This is a genomic window from Nocardia sp. CDC160, from assembly GCF_035818795.1.
Taxonomy (GTDB): Bacteria; Actinomycetota; Actinomycetes; order Mycobacteriales; family Mycobacteriaceae; genus Nocardia.
The window spans coordinates 1,098,236-1,118,085 of record NZ_JAYKYT010000001.1 but is presented as its reverse complement, the minus strand read 5'-3'; the positions used below and the strand labels follow the sequence as shown (position 1 = coordinate 1,118,085).

General features: G+C 68.8%; 19 protein-coding genes and 1 pseudogene. 19 read left to right on the top strand and 1 reads right to left on the bottom strand.

The annotated features are described in order from the left end of the window. Window positions 1-8: 8 nt before the first annotated feature. The 17 genes and pseudogenes from VMT40_RS04970 to VMT40_RS04890 all read left to right on the top strand — a co-directional run bounded on the left by VMT40_RS04970 (window position 9) and on the right by VMT40_RS04890 (window position 16,672). Window positions 9-704 carry a hypothetical protein gene (locus VMT40_RS04970; protein ID WP_326356754.1) on the top strand — a complete coding sequence of 232 codons (696 nt, stop codon included), beginning with the start codon at window positions 9-11 and terminating at the stop codon, window positions 702-704. A gap of 158 nt (window positions 705-862) precedes the next feature. After that, entirely contained in the window at window positions 863-1,573 is a 711-nt protein-coding gene (locus VMT40_RS04965) for a hypothetical protein (RefSeq protein WP_326356753.1), read from the top strand. A 230-nt stretch (window positions 1,574-1,803) separates the two neighbouring features. Then, window positions 1,804-2,529 carry a hypothetical protein gene (locus VMT40_RS04960; protein WP_326356752.1) on the top strand — a complete coding sequence of 242 codons (726 nt, stop codon included), beginning with the start codon at window positions 1,804-1,806 and terminating at the stop codon, window positions 2,527-2,529. A 118-nt stretch (window positions 2,530-2,647) separates the two neighbouring features. Then, window positions 2,648-3,220, top strand: coding sequence for a flavin reductase family protein (locus VMT40_RS04955; RefSeq protein WP_326356751.1), 573 nt, complete (start codon window positions 2,648-2,650; stop codon window positions 3,218-3,220). A gap of 45 nt (window positions 3,221-3,265) precedes the next feature. Then, a pseudogene (locus tag VMT40_RS04950) lies at window positions 3,266-4,286 on the top strand (amino acid ABC transporter permease). Then, window positions 4,189-4,956, top strand: coding sequence for an amino acid ABC transporter ATP-binding protein (locus VMT40_RS04945; RefSeq protein WP_326357200.1), 768 nt, complete (start codon window positions 4,189-4,191; stop codon window positions 4,954-4,956). The pseudogene VMT40_RS04950 and the gene VMT40_RS04945 overlap by 98 nt, the downstream one beginning before the upstream one ends. 27 nt (window positions 4,957-4,983) lie before the next feature. Beyond that, window positions 4,984-5,964 carry an ABC transporter substrate-binding protein gene (locus tag VMT40_RS04940; RefSeq protein ID WP_326356749.1) on the top strand — a complete coding sequence of 327 codons (981 nt, stop codon included), beginning with the start codon at window positions 4,984-4,986 and terminating at the stop codon, window positions 5,962-5,964. A gap of 3 nt (window positions 5,965-5,967) precedes the next feature. Beyond that, complete coding sequence (locus tag VMT40_RS04935; RefSeq protein WP_326356748.1) at window positions 5,968-7,053, top strand: LLM class flavin-dependent oxidoreductase; 1,086 nt, start codon at window positions 5,968-5,970, stop codon at window positions 7,051-7,053. Next, on the top strand, window positions 7,050-8,663 hold the full coding sequence (locus VMT40_RS04930; protein ID WP_326356747.1) for an ABC transporter substrate-binding protein: 1,614 nt from the start codon (window positions 7,050-7,052) through the stop codon (window positions 8,661-8,663). Before VMT40_RS04935 ends, VMT40_RS04930 begins: the two co-directional genes overlap by 4 nt. Before the next feature lie 4 nt (window positions 8,664-8,667). Beyond that, window positions 8,668-9,627, top strand: a complete 960-nt coding sequence (locus VMT40_RS04925; protein WP_326356746.1) for an ABC transporter permease — start codon at window positions 8,668-8,670, stop codon at window positions 9,625-9,627. Then, a complete protein-coding gene (locus VMT40_RS04920; RefSeq protein ID WP_326356745.1) occupies window positions 9,620-9,829 on the top strand; it encodes a hypothetical protein in 210 nt (69 codons plus the stop codon). The genes VMT40_RS04925 and VMT40_RS04920 overlap by 8 nt, the downstream gene beginning before the upstream one ends. Further along, window positions 9,822-10,637, top strand: a complete 816-nt coding sequence (locus tag VMT40_RS04915; protein ID WP_326356744.1) for an ABC transporter permease — start codon at window positions 9,822-9,824, stop codon at window positions 10,635-10,637. The genes VMT40_RS04920 and VMT40_RS04915 overlap by 8 nt, the downstream gene beginning before the upstream one ends. Then, the gene (locus tag VMT40_RS04910) at window positions 10,634-12,259 is read left to right on the top strand and encodes an ABC transporter ATP-binding protein (protein WP_326356743.1); all 1,626 of its coding nucleotides are present in this window, start codon (window positions 10,634-10,636) and stop codon (window positions 12,257-12,259) included. The genes VMT40_RS04915 and VMT40_RS04910 overlap by 4 nt, the downstream gene beginning before the upstream one ends. Continuing rightward, window positions 12,259-13,335, top strand: a complete 1,077-nt coding sequence (locus VMT40_RS04905) for an LLM class flavin-dependent oxidoreductase (RefSeq protein ID WP_326356742.1) — start codon at window positions 12,259-12,261, stop codon at window positions 13,333-13,335. Before VMT40_RS04910 ends, VMT40_RS04905 begins: the two co-directional genes overlap by 1 nt. A gap of 9 nt (window positions 13,336-13,344) precedes the next feature. Further along, window positions 13,345-14,730, top strand: coding sequence for an NtaA/DmoA family FMN-dependent monooxygenase (locus VMT40_RS04900; protein ID WP_326356741.1), 1,386 nt, complete (start codon window positions 13,345-13,347; stop codon window positions 14,728-14,730). Next, complete coding sequence (locus tag VMT40_RS04895) at window positions 14,727-15,539, top strand: DUF1684 domain-containing protein (protein ID WP_326356740.1); 813 nt, start codon at window positions 14,727-14,729, stop codon at window positions 15,537-15,539. The genes VMT40_RS04900 and VMT40_RS04895 overlap by 4 nt, the downstream gene beginning before the upstream one ends. Then, window positions 15,536-16,672 carry an LLM class flavin-dependent oxidoreductase gene (locus VMT40_RS04890; RefSeq protein WP_326356739.1) on the top strand — a complete coding sequence of 379 codons (1,137 nt, stop codon included), beginning with the start codon at window positions 15,536-15,538 and terminating at the stop codon, window positions 16,670-16,672. The genes VMT40_RS04895 and VMT40_RS04890 overlap by 4 nt, the downstream gene beginning before the upstream one ends. 209 nt (window positions 16,673-16,881) lie before the next feature. Here the strand turns inward: VMT40_RS04890 and VMT40_RS04885 are convergent, their stop codons facing one another. Beyond that, window positions 16,882-18,159 carry an ROK family protein gene (locus tag VMT40_RS04885; RefSeq protein ID WP_326356738.1) on the bottom strand — a complete coding sequence of 426 codons (1,278 nt, stop codon included), beginning with the start codon at window positions 18,157-18,159 and terminating at the stop codon, window positions 16,882-16,884. A gap of 695 nt (window positions 18,160-18,854) precedes the next feature. On the opposite strand from VMT40_RS04885, the gene VMT40_RS04880 reads away from it, so the two are divergent. After that, window positions 18,855-19,622, top strand: a complete 768-nt coding sequence (locus tag VMT40_RS04880) for a GntR family transcriptional regulator (RefSeq protein ID WP_326356737.1) — start codon at window positions 18,855-18,857, stop codon at window positions 19,620-19,622. After that, window positions 19,623-19,850, top strand: coding sequence for a 4Fe-4S dicluster domain-containing protein (locus VMT40_RS04875; RefSeq protein ID WP_326356736.1), 228 nt, complete (start codon window positions 19,623-19,625; stop codon window positions 19,848-19,850). It begins immediately after the preceding gene.

Here is a 19,850-nt window from a genome sequence, read left to right as displayed (position 1 = left end):
GTACCAGAATGAAGATGAGGAAATTCGCCGGAATCGCGGCCTTGGTGATCGCGGCGACCGGCGTGACGGCGGGGACGGCCTACGCCGGACCGGCCCCGGCCGACGGCGGTGCCATCAATTACACCGGCCAGGTCACCGATACCGGCGCGATCATTCGCACCGACGCCGGTTCGCTGGCGGTCGAGGACGGCGTGCTGAAGATCAAGGCGGCCAATGGCACCACGGTCGCGGGCACGGAATTGAAGTTCCGGGTCGATGATTTCGAGTTCCCGATCGCGGCCGATATCTCCGATCGCACCGCCACCCTGACCCCGCAGCTCGACGAATCGCACGCCGTGTACAAGCCGGTCGCGCTGCCGTACGAGGACCAGGCGCCCTGGAAGACCCAGTACGACCGGGAACAGGCCGCGTGGAACCGCCTGCGGGACACCATCTCACTGGGTGCGACCGTCGGCACGCTGGTCGGTGGCCTCGGTGGTGCGGCCCTGGGCTGCGCCGCGGGTGCGGCGGTCGGTCTGACCGCCACCGGTGCGCTGCTGGCCCTGTTCGGTGCGGGCCCGCTGCTGGGCTGCGTCGTCGGCGCTTCCACCGTCGGCTTCCTCGGCACCATCGCGGGTCAGCTGTTCGTGACCGCGCCGGTGGCGATCGCCGCTGCGGTGCAATACTTCACGACCATCAACCAGCCGTTCAACGCCGCCAAGTAAGAATTACGGCAACCGATGGGCAAAGGTTCATCCGCGGGGAACCCGCCTGCCACATTGCGTTTGTAAAGGCGGGTTTCCATCACAGCGTCCCAGGGGAGACACCTGACCATGTTCCCCTGGGACGCATCTGCTCATCCGAAGAGAGATCTCCAAAACACATGCGTCTCAAGAAATTCACCGCGGTCTCCGCCCTGGTCGTCGCCTCGCTCGGCGTGACCGCCGGTACCGTGAACGCCGCGCCCGCCGCGGACACCAACGCGCCGATCAACTACACCGCCACCAGCACCGATACCAACACCATCATCCGCACGGATGCCGGTTCGATGGTCGTGGAGAACGGCAACTTCGAGATCAAGGCCGCCAACGGCAACGTTGTCGCCGGGATGCCGCTGAAGTTCCGGGTGGACGACTTCGAGTTCCCGATCGCCGCGGAGATCGCCGACCACACCGCGACCCTGACTCCGCAGTACGACATGGACCACGCGACCTACGCGCCGGTCGCCAAGGATGTCGCGCTGCCGTACGAGGATCAGGCTCCGTGGAAGTCGGACTACGACCGTGAGCAGGCCGCCTGGAACCGCATGAAGGACACCATCTCCCTGGGCGCGACCATCGCGACCCTGGTCGGTGGTCTGGGTGCCGCGGCCGTCGGCTGCGTGCTGGGCTTCGGCGTCGGCGCACTGTCCACCGGTGTGCTCGCCACCCTGTTCGGCGCGGGTCCGATCATCGGCTGCCTCGTCGGCGCGGGTGCCGTCGGCTTCCTGGGCACCATCGCGGGCCAGCTGTTCATCACGGCTCCGGTGGCCATCGCCGCCGCGATCCAGTACTTCACCACCATCAACCAGCCGCACGTCGTCGCGCCCAAGTAATACCGCGACCGACTGAAAGAGCAAGGGGCTCTATAGGAATCAGCATTACCTCATCGGGACAGCCCGCTCGATCGAATGATCGGGCGGGTTTCCCAATGTCGGGCTGATTCTCCCCTCGAAAGTGTTCACCGAATCGGTACCTTTGGGACATACTTCGTTCGCGTCGGACCGTTTCGATCATGCGGTCCGGTCCATATCTGGCGGACCGTCTGATGAGGGAACGAAATTTCATGCGCTTCAAGAATTTCGCCGCGACCGCGGCGCTGGTGATCGCGGCCATGGGCGTCACCGCCGGTACCGTGAACGCGGCCCCCGCCGCCGACAATGGCGTGATCGACTACACCGCCACCACCTCCGACTCGAGCACCATCATCCGCACGGATGCCGGTTCCATGGTCGTCGAGAACGGCAACTTCGAAATCAAGGCCGCCAATGGCACCGTCGTGGCCGGTATGCCGCTGAGCATCCACATCGACGATTTCGAATTCCCGATCGCCGCGAACATCTCCGACCACACCGCCACCCTGACCCCGCAGGTCGATATGGACCACGCGACCTACAAGCCGGTCGCGCAGGCCAAGGACGTCAACCTCCCGTACGAGGATCAGGCTCCGTGGAAGTCGGACTACGACCGTGAGCAGGCGGCCTGGAACCGCATGCGCGACACCATCTCCACCGGTGCCACCATCGGCACCCTGGTCGGCGGCATCGGCGGCGCGGCCGTCGGTTGCGCGCTCGGCGCGGTCGTGGGCGCGGGTGTCGCCTCGGCCACCATTGTCGGTCTGTTCGGTCCGTTCCTGCCCGCCGGTGTGATCGGCTGCATCGGCGGTATGGCCGCCGTCGGTTTCCTGGGCACCATCGCCGGTCAGCTCTTCGTGACCGCCCCGATCGCCATCGCGGCCGCCTACAACTACTTCGTCACGATCAACCAGCCGACGCTGAACGTGCCCAAGTAATTCCGCGTGCCACGCGCGCACTCGAACCCCCGCTCGACATCTGTCGGGCGGGGGTTCGTTTGTAATCGGTGTGAGCCCAATCCTGTCGCCGCGTCGGGGGCGGTGCTGGACTCGAGTGATGGGCGAGCTGACCACTGAGTCTCTGGGCAAGATATCCCCGATTCACGGCGCGGCTGCGGCGCTTGCTCCCGTCGACGGAGCCGATCTACGACGGACTTTCGCGCACTTCCCCAGCGGGGTGGTGGCGGTCTGCGCGCGGATCGGTGGGACGCCGTACGGGCTGGTGGCCAGCACCTTCGTGCCGGTGTCGCTGGATCCGCCGCTGGTGTCGATCTGCGTTCAGTACACCTCGGAGACCTGGCCGCGGTTGGAGCAGGCGTCCCGGCTCGGGTTGAGTCTGCTCAGCAGCGAGCAGGAACCGGCGGCGCGGAGCCTGAGTTCACGGCGCGGGGATCGGTTCCGCAATGTCGAGTTGCACACGGGCAATGGGAACGCGGCCTTCGTGGGCGGGGCCACCGCCTGGTTGGAGACCTCGGTGCACGAGCAGGTTCCGGCGGGGGATCATGCCGTCGTGCTGTTGCGGGTGCACCGGGTCAGCGTGAGTTCCGACTCGGAGCCGCTGGTCTTCCATCGCAGTATTTTCCGCGCATTCGAGGGGAAATCACCTGTCGGGCAATTGAATTCAGCCTGATCGGGACCGGCGACAGCGGCGGCGGGGCTTCGTATCGTCGGTTTCATGAGCACCCTGGCGGCATCCGCGCAGTCGGTGACAACCGAACACCCGGTGGCGGCAACCGAACCCGAGGACGGCGATCTGCCGATCGTCCGGACCCGGCATCCGTGGCGCTGGGCTACGGCCGCCGTCGCACTGGTGCTGGTCGCCCAGTTCGCACACGGGCTGATCACCAATGCCGGTTGGGACTGGGGCACTTTCGCGCAGTACTTCACCGCGAAATCGGTGTTGTCGGCACTGAAGGTGACCCTGGAACTAACCTTCTGGGGCACCCTGCTCGGCTTCTTTCTGGGCGTTTGGCTGGCCATTGGCCGATTGTCGAAAAGTCCGGTGCTGCACGCGATTTCGTGGACCTATATCTGGGCCTTCCGCTCGATTCCCCTGATCGTGCAATTGCTGTTCTGGTTCAACCTGGCGTATCTGTACAAAACGCTGTCGCTGGGCATTCCCTTCGGGCCGGAGGTCGTGCGTTTCCAGACCAATGGGGTGATCAGCGGATTCACCGCCGCCGTCATCGGCCTGGCCCTGCATCAGGCCGCCTATTCCGCGGAAATCATTCGGGCCGGGATCATTTCGGTGGACCAGGGGCAGTGGGAGGCGGCGCGGTCGCTGGGGCTGCCGTGGCGACGCCAGTTCTTCACCATCGTGGTCCCGCAGGCCATGCGCGGGATTCTGCCGAATGCCGCCAATGAGGTGATCAGCCTGTTCAAGGGCACCTCGATCGTCTCGGTCATGGCCATCGCGGAGCTGTTCTACCAGGTGCAGGTGATCTACGGCCGCAATGGCCGGGTGGTGCCGCTGCTCATGGTGGCGACGGTCTGGTACATCCTGCTCACCACGGTGCTGAGCATCATCCAGTACTACATCGAGCGGCATTACTCGAAGGGTGATCGCGCGCGGGGTTCCGCCGCGAAGGGCGGTGACCGCTGGTGAGCGAGTTCGCGATCGAAGTGCGCGGTGTCCGAAAGTCGTTCGGCCGCAACGAGGTGCTCGCCGGTATCGATCTGGCGGTCCGGCCCGGTGAGGTCACGGTCATCCTGGGCCCCTCCGGCTCCGGCAAGTCGACGCTGCTGCGCACCATCAACCACCTCGAGCAGGTGGACGGCGGTACCGTGCGGGTCGGCGGCGAGCTGGTCGGCTATCGCCGCAAGGGCAACAAGCTCTACGAACTGCACGAGCGGGAGATCCTGCGGCAGCGGGCCCGCATCGGATTCGTCTTTCAGAACTTCAATCTCTTTCCGCACCTGACGGTTCGGGAGAATGTGACGCTCGCCCCGGTGGCCACCCAACGCCGCCCCAAGGCCGAGGTGAATGCCGAGGCACTGGAGCTGCTGGCACGAGTCGGCTTGGCGGACAAGGCCGATGAGTATCCGAGTCGACTCTCGGGCGGGCAGCAGCAGCGGGTGGCGATCGCCCGGGCCCTGGCGCTGCGGCCCGAGGTGGTGTTGTTCGACGAGCCCACCTCCGCGCTGGATCCGGAGTTGGTCGGCGAGGTCCTCGATGTCATCAAGGATTTGGCGCGCGGCGGGTCCACGCTGGTGATCGTCACCCACGAGGTCGGTTTCGCTCGCGAGGTCGCCGACACCGTGGTGCTCATGGACGCGGGCCGCATTGTCGAACAGGGTCCACCCGCCCGGGTGCTGGACAGCCCGGAGCATCCGCGCACCAAAGCCTTTCTCGCACACGTCCTCTGACGTCCCCAATTAGTAAGGAATCCGCCCATGTCCCTGGCGAGCCGTCGCAGACGGACCAGCGCCTTGATCGCCGTCACCCTGCTGAGCCTGTTGGTGGGCGGGTGCGGCGGCAAGGGTGACGGCGGGGCGGAGAGCACCCGCAGCGTGAACGGCCTGTCCTACGATCTGTCGCCGGAGCAGGCCGGGCGCATTCACGCCGACAAGGTGGATGCCATTGCCGCGCAGGTCCCGCAGGCCATTCGCGACCGCGGCACGCTGGTGGTCACCGGCACCATCGGCGCGACACCGCCGCTGAGCTTCTACGCCACCGACGACCGCACCATTGTCGGCTCCGAGGTGGACCTGTCCATTCTGATCGGCGACATCCTCGGCCTGAAGGTGGACCGCCGCAATGGCGACTGGGCGCAGAACTTCGTGAAGATCGACTCCGGCGAGGCCGATCTGTTCGTCTCCAACGCCACGGTCACCGAGGAGCGCAAGGAGAAGTACGACTTCGCGACCTACCGCCTGGACAATATCGCCCTCGAGGTGCCCAAGGATTCGACCTGGACCTATCAGGACCGGAAGTCGCTGGCGGGCAAGAAGATCGGCGTCACCTCCGGCACCAATCAGGAGCAGCTGCTGGTGGCGTGGAACGACCAGAACGTGGCCGAGGGGCTGCCCAAGCTGGAATTGGCCTACTACCAGCAGCCTTCGGACTACTACCTGGCGCTGTCCTCGAATCGCATCGACGGCTATGTCGGCCCCAACCCGTCGGCCCAGTACCACTCGGCCACCACCGGCACCAAGGTGCTGACCACCTGGTCCGGCGCGGGTGACGCCCTGCAGGCCGAGATCGCCGCCATGACCCGCAAGGACAACGGCCTGATCGGCGTGGTGCAGCAGGCCATCCAGTACGCCATCGACCACGGCACCTACCAGAAGGTCCTCGACCGCTGGGGCCTGGGCGGCGAGGCCGTGAAGCAGTCCCGCATCAATCCCCCCGGCCTGCCCAAGAAGAAGGGATGAGCGGTGAAATTCCTGCTGCTGACCCTGATCACGCATACCCCCGACCCGGTGACGGGCACCACCGAATCGCCCCGGCAGCGATTGCGGCGGGTGGTCGACAGCGCCCGCCTGGCCGAGGAGCTCGGCTATGACGGCTTCGCGGTGGGGGAGCGGCACGAGGACCCGTTCATCTCCGCCGCGCCACCCGTGGTGCTCAGCCACATTGCCGCGGTCACCTCGCGCCTGGCCCTGTTCACCGGGGTCACCACGCTGAGCCTGTTGGATCCGGTGCGCGCCTTCGAGGACTACTCGACGCTGGACAATCTCTCCGACGGTCGCCTGGAGCTGATCATCGGCAAGGGCAATGGCGCGGCCCAGGCCAAGCTGTTCCACGTCACCACCGAGGACCAGTGGGACCGCAATCGCGAGGGCTACGAGCTGTTCCGCAAGCTCTGGGACAGCGACAGCGTCACCTGGGAAGGGCGCTTCCGGCCGTCGCTGACCGAGGCCAAGGCGCTGCCCCGCCCCCTACAGCCGCGCCTGCGCATCTGGCACGGCAGCGCCACCAGCCGGGAATCGGCGGATTACGCGGCGCGGCACGGGGATCCGCTGTTCTCCGCCAATGTCACCTATCCGATCGAGCCGTACGCGGAGCTGATCGACCACTATCGCGAGCGCTGGGCGGCCTACGGCCACGATCCGGCGCAGGCGCTGGTGGGTGCGGGCACCGCGGGTTTCCTGGTGACACGCACCTCGCAGCAGGCCCTGGACCTGTACCGCCCGATCTTCGAGGCGCGGCTGGCGGTGGCGCGAAAGTTCAACGTACCCATCGTGTTCGAGAGCGTCGAGGACTTCGCCGCCCGCTCGTCGGCGCTGATCGGCAGCCCCGAGCAGGTGCTGGACAAGGTGAGCCGCTACCACGAGCGCTTCGGCCACGAGGTGATCCACCTGAGCGCGGACGCCGACGGCCGCACCGAGGCCCAGCACCGCGACAGCCTCGAACTCTTCCAGTCCGAGGTCGCTCCAGCACTGCGCCAACGCATTCCGAGCCGTCCGCTCGGAGCCGACCGCTACCCCTCCGGAGATCCCCGAAACGGAGATTTTTCATGAAGCGTGCCCTCGCCCTGACCGGCGCGGTCGCCGCCGCGTTCACCCTTGCCGCCTGCGGTGGCGGTGGGGACAACGGGGGCGGGAACGGCGAGCCGTCGGGTCCGGCGCAGACCGGCGGCACCCTGCGCTACGGCCTGTCACTGGCCCCGACCTGCTCGGATCCGGCGCAGTCGGCGACCAATCAGACCATTTACGTGACCCGCCAGATCGTGGATTCACTGGTCGATCAGGATCCGGACACCGGTCAGTTGAAGCCTTGGTTGGCCGACAGCTGGACCGTCTCCCCGGACGCCAAATCCTTCACCTTCCATCTGCGCGACGGCATCACCTTCAGCGACGGCACGCCGCTGACCGCGGATTCGGTGCGCAAGAACTTCGACGCCATCGTGGCCCTCGGCGGTGCGAAGGCCCCGCTGGGCGCGAGCTACCTGGCCGGTTACATCGGCAGCACCGTGGTGGATCCGCATACCGTGCGGGTGGACTTCAGTGGGCCCAATGCCCAGTTCCTGCAAGCCACCTCGACTCCGCAGCTCGGCATTCAATCCGATGCCACGGTCGCGAAAACGGCCGACGAGCGCTGCGTGGGGACGAATATCGGCAGCGGCCCCTTCACCTACACCGAGTGGAAGCAGAACGCCTCGGCGACGCTGTCCAAGCGCAGTGGATATGCCTGGGGCTCCGCCGTTTTCGCCTCGCAGGGTGAGGCGTACCTGGACAAGATCGTGTTCACCGTGGTCCCCGAATCCGGGGTCCGAACCGGCAGCTTGGCCTCCGGCCAGCTCGATGCCATCAGTGACGCGCTGCCGCAGGACGTTCCGCAGATCGAGTCGGGCGGCGGGCGCGTGCAGTTCACCGCCAATCCGGGCGTGCCCTTCGGTCTCCAGGTGAACGTGACCCGCGGGCCGCTGCGCGATGCCGCGGTGCGGGCCGCGCTGGTGCCCGCCATCAACCGCAAGGAACTCGTGGACACCGTGCTGGGTCCGCAGTTCAAGGTCGCCACCAGTGTCCTGGCCTCCAAAACACCGGGCTACGTGGACCTTTCGTCGCGCGTGAAGTACGACCCCGAGGCCGCCAAGAAGCTGCTCGATCAGGCGGGCTGGGTGCCCGGCGCGGATGGCATCCGGGTCAAGGACGGGCAGCGCTTGACCGCGAGTGTCATCTTCGCGCCGGTATTCGCGGGCAATCAGGCGATTCTGGAGCTGACCCAGCAGCAGTTGCGGGCGGTCGGCTTCGATCTGCGGCTGGAACCGCTGTCGGTCGCGGAATCCAATGTGCGCCAGAACAACAAGGACTTCGACTTCGACTACTACAACTCGACCCGCGCCGACGGCGACATCCTGCGCACCACCTTCGCCGTCGACCAGCGCAACCTGAACGCGCGCGGACCCGCCGAACCCCTGGACACCCTGCTGTCCCAACAGCTTTCGGCCACCGACCCGGCCGCCCGCGCCAAGGTCATCGGTGACGCCCAGTCCGCGGTCCTGGACCAGGGCCTGTGGATACCCACCATCGAGCTGTCCCAGGCCATCGGTGTCGGCAAGAACGTCGCCGGGGTGAAGTTCGAGGCCTCGGCCCGCCTCCAGTTCCACGACACCTGGCTGAAGCGGTGATCCCATGGGCCGCTATGTGATCGGACGGATGCTGCAGGCGGTCGGCGTGCTGTGGGCGGCGTTCACGCTGTCCTTCGTCGTGCTCTACCTGCTGCCCGGGGACCCGGTGGACATGGCCGCCAATGCCGCCGCCGGCACCCCGGTCGACGCCGCGGCCGTGGCGGAGATGCGGGCCAGATACGGCCTGGATCAACCGCTCTGGACGCAGTACTGGACCGCGCTGACCCACGCGCTGCGCGGCGACCTCGGCCATTCGATCTTCAGCGGCCAGACCGTCACCGGCGCACTCGGTGACGCCCTGCCCTCGACACTCGCGCTGGCCGGGCTGGGCCTGTCGCTGGCCCTGGTGGGCGGCACCGGGCTCGCGCTGGTGGCCGCCTACACGCGGCGGCCGTGGCTGCGCGGCGTGCTCACCGCGCTGCCGCCGATCGGGGCGTCCATGCCCGCGTTCTGGGTGGGATTGCTGCTGCTGCAGTTTTTCTCGTTCCGACTGCGCCTGGTCCCGGCCTTCGGTGGCTCGGGCTTCCGCGGCATCATCCTGCCCGCCGTCACCCTGGCCCTGCCGATCGGCGCGGTGGTCGCCCAGGTGCTCTACACCAGCCTGGTGGTGACCTGGCGGCAGCCGTTCGTCGATGTCGCGTTCGCCAAGGGCGCGTCTCGCTGGTGGGTGCAGCTGCGTCACGTGCTGCGTCCGGCCGCGACCCCCGCGTTCACGGTGGCCGGACTCTGGGTGGGTCAGGTGCTGGCGGGCTCGGTGGTCACCGAAACCGTGTACTCCCGACCGGGATTGGGTCGCCTGACCCAGGAATCTGTGCTGCACCAGGACATTCCGGTGGTGCAGGGCATCGTGGTGTTCGCCGCGCTCGCCTTCGTCACCGTCAACCTGTTGATCGACCTGGCTTATCCACTCTTGGATCCCCGCAACGCACGGCGGGATTCGAGGAAGGAGCGTGCTCATGTCTGATTTTCGCCCGCACCACCTGATCCGGAACCTGCGCGAACGCCTGCGGGCCCCTCTTGCTTCGGGAGCCACACCGTCGTCGGGACCCCGCTCGCGCCTGCGGGTCGTCACCCTGAATCACCCGCTGCTCGATCCGGGCATCGCCTACTGGGTCGTCGACGACGCACCCGACCATTCCGACAGCGGGATGTGGGCCGATGACTGAAACCGCCTGGCTGCGCCGCAATCTCGGCCTGCTGGTGGCGGGCACGGTGGTCGCGCTCATTCTGGCCTGGGCGGTGGTGCCGTCGCTGTTCGCGGGCCGCGATCCGCTGCGCGGCGTGCCCGCCCAGAAGCTGCGCGGTCCGAGCGCGGACCATTGGTTCGGCACCGACAATCTGGGCCGGGACCTCTATACCCGCGTGGTGCACGGCACCGCGCTCTCGGTGAGCGCCACCGTCTTCGCGGTACTGCTCGGGCTGGTCGCCGGATCGCTGCTGGGATTGGTGTCCGGGACCGCGGGCGGCCTGCTGGACACCGCGCTCATGCGGGTGGTCGATGTGCTGCTGTCCATTCCCGATCTGCTCGTCGCGCTGTCCATGATCACCGTGTTGGGGCTGGGCACCCGCAATGTGGCCATTGCCGTGGGTGTTTCGCTCATCGCGCGGTTCGCCCGGGTGATGCGCGGCGAGGTGCTGCGGGTCCGCGGCGCACCCTACGTCGAGGCGGCGTTCGCCTCGGGGGTGCGGTGGCACACCGTGTTGTTCCGGCATGTGTTGCGCAATGCGTACCTTCCGGTCGCGGCGCTGGCCGCGGTCGACTTCGGCGTCGCGGTGCTGTTCGTGGCCACCCTGAGTTTCCTCGGGTACGGCGCGGTGCCGCCGACCCCGGAGTGGGGATCGCTGGTATCCGACGGGCGGGGCTTCCTGGCCACGGCCTGGTGGCTGACCACTCTGCCGGGGGTGGTGATCGTCGTCTTGGTGCTGTCCACCCAGCGCATCGCGCGTGCTCTCCAGAAGGACGATGTCCGATGACCGATCTGCTGTTGAGAATTGAGGGGCTGCAGGTCGAGTACCGGGGCAGGACCGGGACCACGCGGGCCGTTCGGGGTGCCTCGCTGGAGGTGCGGCGCGGGGAGACCGTGGCGCTGGTGGGTGAATCCGGTTCGGGGAAATCGACGCTCGCGCACGCCGTGATCGGATTGCTCCGCGGTGGTGCCATCACCGGTGGTGAGATCACCTTCGCGGGTGAGCGCCTCGAGCGGGCCGGGCAGCGGAAGCTGCAGGGGATCCGCGGTGCGCGCATCGGTTTGGTGCCGCAGGATCCGGGCACCTCGCTGAATCCGGTGCTGCGCATCGGTGAGCAGGTCGGCGAGGTACTGCGCATTCACGGCCGGGCCGATCGCCGCACGGCCGGGCGCGAAGCGGTGCGGATCCTGGAACAGGCCGGGTTGGATCGACCCGAGTTGCGAGCCCGGCAGTATCCCCAGGACCTGTCGGGCGGCCAGCGGCAGCGCGTGCTGATCGGTATCGCCCTGGCCTGCGGCCCGGAACTGGTCATCGCCGACGAGCCGACCAGCGCGCTGGATGTCACCGTGCAGCGCCGCATTCTCGACCATCTGGCCGAGCGCACCGCGGAGTCCGGGACGGCGGTGCTGCTCATCACCCACGATCTGGCGGTCGCCGCCGAGCGCGCCGATCGCATCGCGGTCATGCGCGACGGCGAGATCGTCGAAACCGGCACGGCCGCCGAGGTTCTCGGCGCTCCGCGGCACGAATACACCAGGCGTCTGATCGCCGCCGCGCCCAGTCTCGATCCCACCGAGCGCCCGCGCCGCACCCTCGAGCGGACGACCCCGCTACTGACGGCGACCGGCCTGCGCAAGTCCTTCCGCATTGCCCGCGAGGTCACGCTCACCGCCGTCGACGATGTCTCCCTCGAGATCCATCGGGGCGAAACCCTCGCGGTCGTCGGCGAATCCGGCTCCGGCAAGTCCACCACCGCGCGCATTCTCGCCCGGCTGGCCGAGCCCGACGCGGGCACCATCACCTTCGACGGCCAGGACATCACCGGTCTGCGCGGTGCGGGGCTACGGGCACTGCGTCGCCGCATCCAGGTGGTCTATCAAAACCCGTACGTGTCATTGAATCCGAAGCTGACCATCGGCGCGATTGTGGCGGAACCATTGCAGGCGTTCGGCATCGGCGATCGGCGCACCCGTCGCGCCACCACGGCCGAACTACTGGAACAGGTCGCCCTGCCCGCCTCCTATGTCGCCCGTCGTCCGGCCGAGCTCTCCGGCGGCCAGCGGCAGCGGGTCGCCATCGCTCGTGCCCTGGCACTGCGCCCGGAACTGCTGGTGCTCGACGAACCGGTCTCGGCCCTGGACGTCTCGGTGCAGGCGCAGATCCTGGACCTGCTCGAATCGCTGCAGTCCGAACTGGATCTGGCCTACCTGTTCATCTCTCACGATCTGGCCGTGGTCCGCCGCCTGGCCGACCGCGTCGCGGTGATGCGTCAGGGCTGTGTCGTCGAAACCGCCACCACTGCACAGCTTTTCGACAATCCCCAAAACGACTACACCCGCGAGCTGCTCGCGGCCGTGCCCCGGCCCGCCGCGCCCGCCGTCCCCCTCCCGCTCGAAAGGACAGCCTGATGCCGCACTCGTCCCCGCTGCTGCTGGGCCTGGAACTGTCCGGCACCGGCGCGCACCCCGCCTCCTGGCGGCGCGCGGACTCCCGCGCCGAGGAACTCTTCGACGCCCGCTACTGGGTCGACGCGCTGCGCGCCGCCGAGGACGCGGGCCTCGATCTGGCCTTCCTGCCGGACTCCTTCGCGCTGCAGTCGGAGGGCGCGCTGGGCCGCCTCGACGCGGTGGCCGTGGCCGCCCGCGCCGCCGCACCCACCCGCCGCATCGGTCTCGTTCCGCAGGCGTCGGTCACCCACACCGAGCCCTTCCATCTCTCCAAAGCCATTGCGAGCCTGGACTTCGCGAGCCACGGCCGGGCGGGCTGGGAGGTCGTCGTCGGCGTCGGTGAGGCGGCCCTGTTCGGTCGCAAGCCCGAACAGGACGACCGGTCCCGCTGGCGCGAGGCGGACGAGGCCGTGGAGGTGGTGACCCGGCTGTGGGACAGCTGGGACGATGACGCCGAGATCCGCGACCGCGCCACCGGCCGGTTCATCGACCGCGACAAACTGCACTACATCGACTTCCGCGGCGAGCACTTCTCGGTGAAGGGCCCATCCATCACCCCGCGTCCACCGCAGGGCCAGCCGCTGGTCGCGGTGCGCGCCGCCGACCCGCACAGCACCCGGGTGGCCGTGCACCGGGCCGACCTGATCCGCATTGCCGCACCGGATCTCACCACCGCCGCCACCACTCGCGGCGAACTGCGCGCCGCCGTCGCCGCCGCCGGGCGCGACCCGAACCAGGTCCGGGTGCTGCTGGACCTCGATATCCACCTCGCCGACACGGTCGACGCCGCCGCGGCCGAGGTCGCCCAGCTCGAGGAGTGGATCGCAACCCCGGCCCCGCCCACGATCTTCCACATCGGCACCGTCGGAGAACTCCGAGACCTGCTGCGGCAGGTCGGAACCGACTGCGCCGCCGACGGTGTGGTGCTGCGACCGCTCGCCCTGCACGCCGCCCTCGACCGGCTGCCCGCCCTCACCCGCACGCTGCGCGAGCGACTGGGCCTACCCCGTCCCGTCGGTCGCTACGTCCACGCCTGAGGAGCCACCATGCCGGATCAGCGCCTACGCAAGCAGATTCACCTGGCCGCCCACTTCCCGGGCGTCAATCACCACACGGTCTGGACCGATCCCGCCTCGGGCAGCCAGATCGACTTCGACTCCTTCGTGCACCTGGCCCGCACGGCCGAACGGGGCCTGTTCGACTTCTTCTTCCTCGCCGAGGGTCTGCGGCTGCGCGAGCACCGCGACCGCATCCACGATCTGGACGTGGTGGGCCGCCCGGACACCTTCACGGTGCTCAATGCCCTGGCCGCGGTGACGACCCACCTAGGGCTCGCGGGCACCATCAACACCACCTTCAACGAACCCTTCGAGCTGGCAAAGCAATTCGGCACACTGGACCATCTCTCCGGCGGCCGGGCGGCCTGGAACGCGGTCACCTACTCCGACGCCTTCACCGGCGAGAACTTCCGGCGCGGCGGCTACCTCGAGCACGCCAAGCGCTATACCCGGGCGCACCAGGTGGTCGACGCCACCCGGGCACTGTGGGACAGCTGGCCCGCCGACGCGCTCGTCGTCGACCGGGAGCGGGGCGTTTTCGCGCGGCCCGCGCCGACGGTTCACTTCTCCAGCGAGCAGTTCGAGATCGACGGCCCGTTCGTGCTGCCGCGCAGCCCTCAGGGCTACCCGGTGCAGATCCAGGCCGGTGACTCCGACGAGGGCCGCGAATTCGCCGCCGCCAAGGCCGATGTCATCTTCAGCGCGCACGGCGAACTCGAGGACGGGCAGCGCTTCTACCGGGACGTGAAGGACCGGCTGGCCAAGTACGGGCGCACCCGCGACGAGCTGAAGATCCTGCCCGCCGCCGGATTCGTGCTCGGCGACACCACCGCCGACGCCCACGAGCGCGCCCGCCACATCCGGCTGCAGCAGGTGTCACCGCAGACCGCCATCGCCTTCCTCGAACAGGTCTGGGGCCGTGACCTTTCCGCCTACGACCCGGACGGCCCGCTGCCGGACATCGACCCGGCCGAGGATGTGACCATCACCCGCGGCCGGGTCCGCCACGCCCGCGACCCGCGCGCCATCGCCGCCGCCTGGCGGGCCCGGGCCGAGGCGGAGAACCTGTCGATTCGTGAACTGATCATCGCGACCACCGCCCGCCAGCAGTTCATCGGCACGCCCGCCGAGGTGGCCGCCGAGATCGACCACTACGTCCAGTCCGACGCCGCCGACGGTTTCGTCCTGGTCCCGCACCTGACCCCGACCGGACTCGACGAGTTCGTCGACAAGGTCGTTCCGGAACTGCAGTCCCTGGGCAGTTTCCGCACCGAGTACACCGGCCCGACCCTGCGTCACCACCTGGGTCTGCGCCATCCGCATCACGCCAGCAGCAATCCGAATCACGGCACCGAAGGAGCACGCGCGTCATGACCGCCACCGCCACCGAATTCGACCAGCAGTGGGCCACCTTCCGCGCCGAACGCGCCGCCTGGGCGCGGCAACCGCTGGGCTGGCTCAGCCTGACCGGGCTGCACTGGCTCGGCAGCGACGAGGAGACCGCGGCGGGACTTCCCGGCCGCTGGCGCGCCGACGGCGAGAACGTCTACGTGACAGTCGATTCCGACGCGGGTGAGCAGCTGCGCCTCGACGGCGCGGAGCTCACCGGCTCGACCGTCCTCACCCCGGCCGAGGGCGCGCCGGGCCTCGAGGTCCGCACCGGCGACCGCGTCATCGAGGTCATTCGCCGCACCGGCCAGTTCGCCCTGCGCATCCACGATCCGGCGTCCCCGACCCTGGCCGCCTTCACCGACATCCCGGTCTACCAACCGAATCCGGATTGGGTGGTCACCGGTCACTTCGAGCCCTACGAGGTGGCCCGGGTGGTCACCACCGGCGCGGTGGTCGAGGGCCTCGAACACCATCACACCGCCACGGGCACCGTCACCTTCGAATTGGACGGCCAGGCACGCGAACTCGTCGTCTTCGGCAACCAGCTGCACGGCCTGCACATTCTCTTCACCGACGCCACCAGCGGCGTCACCACCTACGGCGGTGCCCGCCGACTGGATCTGTCCCGCCCCGCCGCCGACGGCACCGTGATCCTCGACTTCAATCGCGCGGTCAATCTGCCCTGCGCGTTCACCGACTACGCCACCTGCCCGGTCGCCCCGGCCGAGAACCGGCTGCCGCTGGCCGTCGAGGCGGGCGAAAAGGATCCCCGGAAGGAGCACGCGGCATGACCATCCCACTATCGGTCCTGGACCTGGCCCCGATCAGCACGGGGTCGACCCCGCAGCAGGCGCTGCGCAACAGCATCGACCTGGCCCGGCACGCCGAAAGTCTCGGATACCGCCGATTCTGGGTCGCCGAACACCATTTCGTGCGGGTCGCCAGCGCCGCGCCGACCACGCTCATCGGCCTGATCGCGGCCGCCACCGAATCCATTCGGGTCGGTTCGGCGGCCGTGCAGCTCGGCCACCACACCTCGATCTCGGTGGTGGAGGCGTTCGGCACCATCGACGCCCTGTACCCGGGCCGCCTGGATCTGGGTCTGGGACGCTCCGGGCATCGCGGTGAGCAGATCCGCTCGGCGGGCGTGCCGCCGGTGCCCGCGCCCGAGCGGCCGACCCAGGTGCGCGACGGCGTTGTGCTGCCGCCGCCGTTCTTCCCGGGGCAGCTGCTCGACTTCTCCCGGGTGAAGGCGGGTTTGGCGGCCTTGCACCTGCCCGGCGCGCAGCCACTGCCCTACACCGAACAGGTCGAGGACATTCTCGCCCTGCTGGAGGGCACCTATGTGAGCCCCGACGGCGTCGAACTGCACGCCGTCCCCGGCGAGGGCGCGGACGTGCAGCCGTGGCTGTTCGGCAGCAGCGGCGGCGAAAGTGCCCAGCTGGCCGGACGATTGGGACTGCCCTTCGCGGCCAACTACCACGTCTCCCCGGGCACCATCGTGGAGACCGTGGAGGCCTATCGCGCGGCCTTCCGCCCCTCGGCGCGCCTGCCGCGCCCGTATCTGGTGGTGTCCGCCGATGTGGTGGTCGCCGAGGACGATGCCACCGCACAGCATTTGGCCTCCACCTACGGGCACTGGGTCTACAGCATTCGCAGCGGTGCCGGGGCCGCCGAATACCTCGATCCCGACACCGCCGCACCGCTGTCGGATCAGCAGCGCCGCCTGGTCGACGATCGGGTCACCACCCAGTTCGTCGGCTCACCGGCCACCGTGGCCGAGCGGCTGCACGCCCTGCGCAAGCTGACCGGCGCGGACGAAATCGTGGTCACCAGCGTCACTTTCGATCACAGGGACCGCTTGAACTCGCACCGCCTGCTGGCCCGCGAGTGGGGTCTGACCCCGCAGGTGCGCGCCGCCTGAGACCACCGCCGCCCGCCCGGGAAGGGGACTCCCGGGGCGGGCGGCGGTTCCCCGCACCGCGCGCAGGGCCTCGCGCGCGTGCGGGATCGGGGTCGGGCCGGACCGTGGACCGTCCGGCCCGACCCCCCAACCCGTACACGAAAACCATTGAGCCACGCGAAAATCCCCGCCGGGTTGGTCCCGGCGGGGATTTTCGTTCGTCTGGGCTGCTAGCGCGCCGTGCGGGTGGCGCGGCGCATTGCGGACAGCGGGTCGGCGTAGAACACGCTCACCGAGGTCACCGCCGCCGCGAATTCCTGCACCCGGCCGCCGAAGCGGGAGATCCGCAGATCGGCCGCGGGCAGCGTGGTCGACTCGGCGAAGGCCTTGGCCACCCGATCCATGCCCGGCCGCCAGCCCGTGAAGGCCTGACCGCCCAGCACCACCCGGTCCGGATTGAACATGTCGCGCACCAGAGCGGCTGTGCGGCCGAGGATTTCGGCGCGCTCGATGAGCAGCTCGCGGGCGGCGGCATTGCCGGTGTCGGCGGCCCGGTACAGGTCGGTGATGGCCGGGCGGCGCGGGGCCTCCGGCTTGGGCAGCACGCCCTTGCGCACGGCGCGCTCGAGCAGGGCGCGCTCACCGACGGTGGCCTCCAAGCAGCCGCGACGGCCGCAGGTGCAATCGACGTCGGAACCGGTCGGCAGATGCGCGATCGAGCCCGGACCATTGGTCGGGGTGTGCACGCGATCGTGCAAAGTCACTGCCACACCGGCGGTTTCGCGGGCGTAGACCAGCAGGCTGCTGCCCGGTCTGGTCTCCTCGCCCGGCTCGCGCGGGGCCAGCAGCAGCTCCGCGGCGGCCATGGCCTCGACGTGCGCGGACACCGACACCGGCAGATCCAGCACGCTACTGAACACCGCCGCCACCGGCGCGGCCTGCCAACCCAGGCGCGGATGATCCACCACGCCCGCGGCCGGGTCGACGCGACCGGCCAGCGCCACACCCGTCCACAGTGGCTTGCGTCGCGGCAGTCGATCCAGGAAGGCCTTGGCGCTGCGGGCCACTATGGTCAGCGCCGCGTCCTGAGTCGTTTGGGGCGTGGCGATTTCGAGTCCGCCGAGGATGCGGCCGGACAGATCCGCGGCCACGATGCGGGTGACGGTGAAGCCGATGTGCACACCGAGGGTCACATACGAGTCGGTGTCGACTTCGAACGGGACGCGCGGACGGCCCACCGCGCCGGACGCGGTGAGATCGGCGCGCTCGCGCAGCAGTCCGGCCGAAAGCAGCGCGGACACTTGGCGATTCACGGTGGCGATGCTCAGGCCCGTGGTCTGCGCGGCGACATCGCGGAAGATCGGGCCGCGGGTGGCGGCGCGCAGCACGGCGGCCGCCGGGTTGTCGGTGATGCGCAGCTCCGGCGGGACCGCCGGGCGGGCCGGGGCCAACCGCGCGGTCGCGACCGACGCGGTGCCGTGGGGACGTTCAAGGATGGGGCTGGACACTTTTCGGAATCCTTGCTGCGGTCCCCGCTGCCGACAGGGGGACGAATGCCTACATGGAGGTATCAGCTGTGCAGCGAGGAACCCGGATTCGGAAAGCGAATCGGGGTCAGAACTCGACTGCGCGACGGCAGGGACAACACAGTTCCCGTTGCCGCGGCAGCCGAACGCCCAGCGCGACGGTCACGTAGGTGACCCGCGGCGCGGAGAGAGGGCGACTGGCAGACATAGGATCAAAGTATCATTCCGATCACGGCGAACGGAAGGCACGCGGCACCGCCCCGGCAGCATCGGGCCCGTGACGGCGCTCCCGCTCCAATCCCTTCGGACTGCCTCCGATCCGGCCGAATCTTTTGCGCCGGTTGATATTTCGCGCCAGCTGTGCGGTAGTTCCGAGCGCCCGGAAAATGTGGTGCAGGACACGTTCCCCTCCCACATCTCGAGAACACTCGCTTGCCGACAGCCCACTCCGGCCCGGCTGCGCGCACACGCATTCCGCTCGAGCTGATTCCAAGTCACAGGTCCGGTCGCCGGGTGGCGCAATAGCCGGATTCGCGGGCATTTCGGCAGGCCGCGGGCCCGGCCGGGCGGCGTAGAAGCGCACCGGGTTTCGAGCCGCCCGGTGAGCGCCCAACTCGCCCGCCCGCTCGCCATTACAGTTCTGAAACCGCAGGTCAAAGGCGTGGAAAGGAGTCGAGGTGTCGCCAGAGCCGGTACCGCTGCGCGTCCCCGAACGCCGGGCCGATCGCGCCCGCCAGGTGGCCGATGTACTGCGTCAGCAGATCCACGCGGGGGCCTTCGATCGGGCGCTGCCGTCCGAGCCGGAATTGGCCGCCGAATTCGCGGTCTCCCGCAATACCGTGCGCGACGCACTCGCCCTGCTCAAGGACGAGGGACTCATCGATCGCGTCCCGAAGGTCGGCACCCACGTGGCCCAGCGCAAGTACGACCACGGGCTCGACGCCCTGCTCGGTCTGAAGGAGACCCTGCGCGGTCACGGCGAGGTGCGCAACGAGGTCCGCGCGGCGCGCAGGCTCCTGCCGCCGCCCGCGGTCGCCCGCAGGCTGCGGCTCGAGCCCGGCGAACCGGTCGTCTACATCGAACGCCTGCGCTACCTCGGCGATCTGCCACTCAGCCTGGACCTCACCTATCTGGTCCCCGATATCGGCGACGAGGTCATCACCCGCGATCTCGAGTCCAATGACGTGTTCGCGCTCATCGAGCAGATCAGTGGCGGACCGCTCGGGTCCGCCGACCTGGCGCTGGAAGCCATTACCGCCGACGCGCATTCGGCCATGACCCTCCAGATGCCGGAGGGCGGGGCCCTGTTGCTGCTGGAGCGGCTGACCAAACTCGAGGACGGCCGCCCGGTCGACCTGGAATACATCCGGATGCGCGGTGACCGGATCACCATGCGCGGCAGTCTCACCCGACAGCCGGAGCGAACCGACTGGAGGTTGATCTAGATGGCCATGGTCGAGCAGCGGGCCGATGTCCCGGTGACCGTCGACGAATCGCTGTGCATCCAGGGCTGCACGCTGTGCGTGGAGATCTGCCCGCTCGATTCGCTGGCGATCAATCCCGACAACGGCAAGGCCTACATGCACGTGGACGAGTGCTGGTACTGCGGCCCGTGCGCCGCCCGCTGTCCCACCGGAGCCGTCACCGTCAACATGCCCTACCTGCTGCGTTGA

Coding starts and splice junctions, on each gene's coding strand:
- VMT40_RS04905 (WP_326356742.1), top strand. CDS start 12,259: ATGCCGCACTCGTCCCCGCTGCTGCTGGGCCTGGAACTGTCCGGCACC.
- VMT40_RS04955 (WP_326356751.1), top strand. CDS start 2,648: ATGGGCGAGCTGACCACTGAGTCTCTGGGCAAGATATCCCCGATTCAC.
- VMT40_RS04970 (WP_326356754.1), top strand. CDS start 9: ATGAAGATGAGGAAATTCGCCGGAATCGCGGCCTTGGTGATCGCGGCG.
- VMT40_RS04925 (WP_326356746.1), top strand. CDS start 8,668: ATGGGCCGCTATGTGATCGGACGGATGCTGCAGGCGGTCGGCGTGCTG.
- VMT40_RS04915 (WP_326356744.1), top strand. CDS start 9,822: ATGACTGAAACCGCCTGGCTGCGCCGCAATCTCGGCCTGCTGGTGGCG.
- VMT40_RS04940 (WP_326356749.1), top strand. CDS start 4,984: ATGTCCCTGGCGAGCCGTCGCAGACGGACCAGCGCCTTGATCGCCGTC.
- VMT40_RS04895 (WP_326356740.1), top strand. CDS start 14,727: ATGACCGCCACCGCCACCGAATTCGACCAGCAGTGGGCCACCTTCCGC.
- VMT40_RS04965 (WP_326356753.1), top strand. CDS start 863: ATGCGTCTCAAGAAATTCACCGCGGTCTCCGCCCTGGTCGTCGCCTCG.
- VMT40_RS04920 (WP_326356745.1), top strand. CDS start 9,620: ATGTCTGATTTTCGCCCGCACCACCTGATCCGGAACCTGCGCGAACGC.
- VMT40_RS04910 (WP_326356743.1), top strand. CDS start 10,634: ATGACCGATCTGCTGTTGAGAATTGAGGGGCTGCAGGTCGAGTACCGG.
- VMT40_RS04900 (WP_326356741.1), top strand. CDS start 13,345: ATGCCGGATCAGCGCCTACGCAAGCAGATTCACCTGGCCGCCCACTTC.
- VMT40_RS04930 (WP_326356747.1), top strand. CDS start 7,050: ATGAAGCGTGCCCTCGCCCTGACCGGCGCGGTCGCCGCCGCGTTCACC.
- VMT40_RS04960 (WP_326356752.1), top strand. CDS start 1,804: ATGCGCTTCAAGAATTTCGCCGCGACCGCGGCGCTGGTGATCGCGGCC.
- VMT40_RS04875 (WP_326356736.1), top strand. CDS start 19,623: ATGGCCATGGTCGAGCAGCGGGCCGATGTCCCGGTGACCGTCGACGAA.
- VMT40_RS04890 (WP_326356739.1), top strand. CDS start 15,536: ATGACCATCCCACTATCGGTCCTGGACCTGGCCCCGATCAGCACGGGG.